2 protein-coding genes and 2 pseudogenes are annotated in these 3,490 nt (G+C 58.9%); all 4 read left to right on the top strand.

Going from position 1 to position 3,490, the window contains the following annotated elements; genetic code table 11:
• Positions 1-581 precede the first annotated feature (581 nt).
• Positions 582-761: pseudogene (locus AWB78_RS45640) on the top strand (IS30 family transposase); the annotation flags it as partial.
• A gap of 226 nt (positions 762-987) precedes the next feature.
• Positions 988-1,383, top strand: a complete 396-nt coding sequence (locus tag AWB78_RS45635) for a hypothetical protein (RefSeq protein WP_232478121.1) — start codon at positions 988-990, stop codon at positions 1,381-1,383.
• A 45-nt stretch (positions 1,384-1,428) separates the two neighbouring features.
• The gene (tnpB, locus tag AWB78_RS50080) at positions 1,429-1,911 is read left to right on the top strand and encodes an IS66 family insertion sequence element accessory protein TnpB (RefSeq protein ID WP_074173724.1); all 483 of its coding nucleotides are present in this window, start codon (positions 1,429-1,431) and stop codon (positions 1,909-1,911) included.
• Positions 1,850-3,252, top strand: a pseudogene (tnpC, locus tag AWB78_RS49085) (IS66 family transposase); the annotation flags it as partial. The gene tnpB and the pseudogene tnpC, both read left to right, overlap by 62 nt.
• Positions 3,253-3,490: the final 238 nt, after the last annotated feature.

Raw genomic sequence — 3,490 nt, 5'->3', positions numbered from 1 at the left:
CGATCGTCGCGATGCGCCTACGCTCGCCCAGTCATTGCGAACAATTCTCGCTACGGTGTGCGTAAATTAGCGGATACGTTTTACTGGAAAATCGTTCACGCTTGAAATGGTCAAATGGATCCGCTACCGGTATCGAATTGAAGTAACCTGCTTCAAGCGGCCGGACGAGCTCTCGGTACAGCAGCTTGCTCATCGGCTGCATGTCAGTCCACACGTCGTCTATTACTGGATCGAGCGCCGGGTAGTCCAGGCCCGCAAGCTCGATGGGCGGGGCCAGTGATGGACCACGCTGGATGCCACCAAGGAACGGGCAACTAGAGGATTGGGTGCGCACTTCAGGGCATCTACCGCGGCAACATTCCAACACTCAATTGTGAGAGGTGCATTATGAAGTCACCGTTGGGGTCCCCAGTAACCGCTTGCGGCTCCTGTCATTGCCCTTCGGAATTCCGCCACGCACGGGCGGTGGGAAGTAGCTCCCTGAGGACATCCGGTTCCACAGCTTGTACAGATTGCGTCCAAGCCGTCTCTGTACCCCGCATCGGTACTCTCGCCTTCTTCGAGTCCTTCAAATCAAGCTTCTCCCTTCGCATCAACGGCAGAGCTTCACCTACGACCAAGGCAAGGAAATGTCGCGACATGCAGAGCTCACCGCCGCTACGGGTGTGAAGGTGTACTTCTGCGACCCGCACAGCCCATGGCAACGCGGAACTTGTGAAAACACCAACGGACTGCTGGTAAGCGCGAAATACGCCCCACGTATCTTCCGGAATCAAAATAGCAGAGCATGTGTCCACCATTTTCAGTGGACACACCCCATGCCCCAGAGCTATCCAGATTTTCTGCCCCTGCGTGTAATCAACGTTGGAGCTGACGGCAAACGAAGTTTTGATAAGCGTGACAAGCAGCGACTGATTGAAGCCTGCCTCGAACCCGGCGTATCGGTGGCTGGCATGGCGCTCAAAGCGGGCGTGAACGCGAACCAGCATGCGCCGGTGGATCGGCAAATACAAGGCGAAGCGCAGAGGCGTTTCGGGCACCGTGCTGAATGTGAGCGAGAGCGGGCCACCCGTATTCGTTCCTGTGGTTCAAGCCAGGGGCGATACCGACGTCCAAACGGAATTGGGGCAAGCCGTGAAGCCTGAACCGTTGATAGCGCCCGTGCGCCGTGAGCCCGTACGTGCATCACAACGACCGCTGCTGCCTTCACGGCTGGTCGCGCAGTCGCCAAATGGCGTGAGTGTCGAACTGGAATGTGCAGCTCAGGATGCCGTGCTGGTGACGGCAATGATCGAAACGCTGGGGCGCTGTCATGTTTCCGGCTCGACGCTGATCTGCGGGTCTATCTGCATTGCGAGGCGATCGGCTTCAGGTTCGGCATGAACAGCCTGATCACGCTGGTGGCGCAGGAGATGAAGCTCGATCCGTTTGCCCGCGCCGTTTGCCTTCCGCAACCGGCGAGCTGACCGGATAAAAATTCTGCTGTATGACCGTACGGGTTTCTGGATGATGCTCCGTCGCCTCGAGGAGGATCGCTTTGTGTGGCCACGCCGGCAGCAGCCAGTGCAACTGACGCCCGAGCAGTTGCACTGGCTGCTGGATGGCATCGACATCGATGCGATGCGATGCGATGCGCCGTCATCCTGCGCGCCGAGACCGGCACGTCACGTAAATCATAAATCATCACGGTCGTACGTAAACCTGTTGCGGCGGCGACTTCAGGATCGTGCCGTACATGAAAACCAATCGCCCGAAGTCGTCCAGCAAGGACCATCTCAAATGCCTGCCATCTGGCGAGCTGATCGCACGCATCCTCGAACTCGAGGATCGCAACCGGCGGCTCGTGCAACGGGTCGAGCAGCTCGAAGAGCTGTTTCGTCTCGCGCAGGACAAGCGCTTCGCACCCAGTAGCGAGAAACTCAAGCGTCGCGTGTTCGACGAGGCCGAGCAGATTGCCGCCACACCGGGCCTGAACGAAGATGATGAGGTAGATGACGCTTTCGCGCTGCCGGACACGGGACTGCCGGAAACGGACAGGCCTGCACCAGGCGAGCGTGGACGCAAGCCGCTGCCGGCCCATCTGCCGCGCCAGCGTATTGAATACGATCTGCCCGACGCGCAGAAGCTGTCCGTGCTGTAGCGACGCGCTGCATCGCATCGGCGAAGAAATCAGTGAGCAGCTGCATTACGAAGTGAAGGCGTCCGTGCTGCAGCATGTGCGTTTCAAATACGGCTGTCGCCGGTGCGATCGCCACGCCAAACACACGTCCATCATTACCGCGCCGATGTCGGTGCAGCCATTACCGGGCAGCCACGCGAGCCCGGAAATCATCACGGCCGTTACGGTCGGAAAGTTCGTCGACGGCACGCCGCTGTACCGGATGGAGCATGTTCTCGCGCGCGCCGACATTCCCGTTACGCGCGGCTCCCTGGCGAAATCGATCATCCGCCCAGCACAATTGCACTACAGCCGGCTTTATAAAGCGCTGCATCAGACGTTGCTGTCACAGGGGCTGATCCAGGGCGACGAGACGACCACGCAGGTCCTGAAAGAGGACGGCAAAACCCCGCAGAGCAAATCGTATATGTGGTGCTATAGAAGCGCCGAGGAATGCGAGCAGCCGGTGGTGCTGTGCGACTACCAGCCGGGCCGTGGCCAGCAATACCCGCAGGCGTTCCTAGCCGTCTATAAAGGCACGCTGCTGACCGACGGCTTGTCGATGCGCACAAAGGCAGCAAAAAGAAAGCGGGTACGCTCGTTCATCAGGCGCTCGAATACTTCAGGGCGCTGTATCAGGTCGAGATGCTTGCGCAAACGATGTCCCGGCAGGCGAGACACTTGCGGATTATCGATACCGTTTGAGACAGCAGCACAGTGTGCCGCTGCTGGAAGCCTTCAAGAAATGGCTGGATGAAAAGGCGCCGCTGGTGCTGCCCGAGAGCCTGCTGGGCAAGGCGTTCAGCTATACGCGCAATCAGTGGGAATACCTCAGTCGCTATGTCACCGACGGGCGCGTCGCGGTGGACAACAATGCCACCGAGCGCGACATCAGGCCGTTCTGCACTTCAAGAAAATCATGGATGTTCAGTGACACGGTTGGAGGGGCGAAAGCAAGCGCGATGGTGTTCAGCCCGATGCTCACATGTCGCGCGTGCGACGTTGAGCCGTACGCCTGGCTGCTGCACGTGCTGAAGGAACTGCCGCAGCGTGCACCGGACGCTGACGTCACAGACCTGCTGCCATTCAACTAAGCGAAACAGCAAAAGACCGTGGCATCCACAGCCTGAGTCTGAGCAACATGCGATGACGCGTGGGCACTTCGCCAACGCGTCATCGAACTCCGGCGCAAAGACAGGCCGGGCTTTTGAAGTCAAAAGATCAGGTTTTCGGGAAGCAACTCAAGCTTAGTGGCCGAGAAATTGCCGGAGCTTGTCCGCCCGACTCGGGTGCATCAGTTTTCGCATCGCCTTGCTTTCGATCTGCCGGATC

Origin of the sequence: Caballeronia calidae (assembly GCF_900044055.2) — a bacterium.
Lineage (GTDB): Bacteria > Pseudomonadota > Gammaproteobacteria > Burkholderiales > Burkholderiaceae > Caballeronia > Caballeronia calidae.
This window is presented reverse-complemented; position numbering and strand designations above follow the sequence as displayed.

Excerpts from the sequence above, each read along its gene's own strand:
- AWB78_RS45635 (WP_232478121.1), top strand. The coding sequence starts at position 988 with ATGCGCCGGTGGATCGGCAAATACAAGGCGAAGCGCAGAGGCGTTTCG.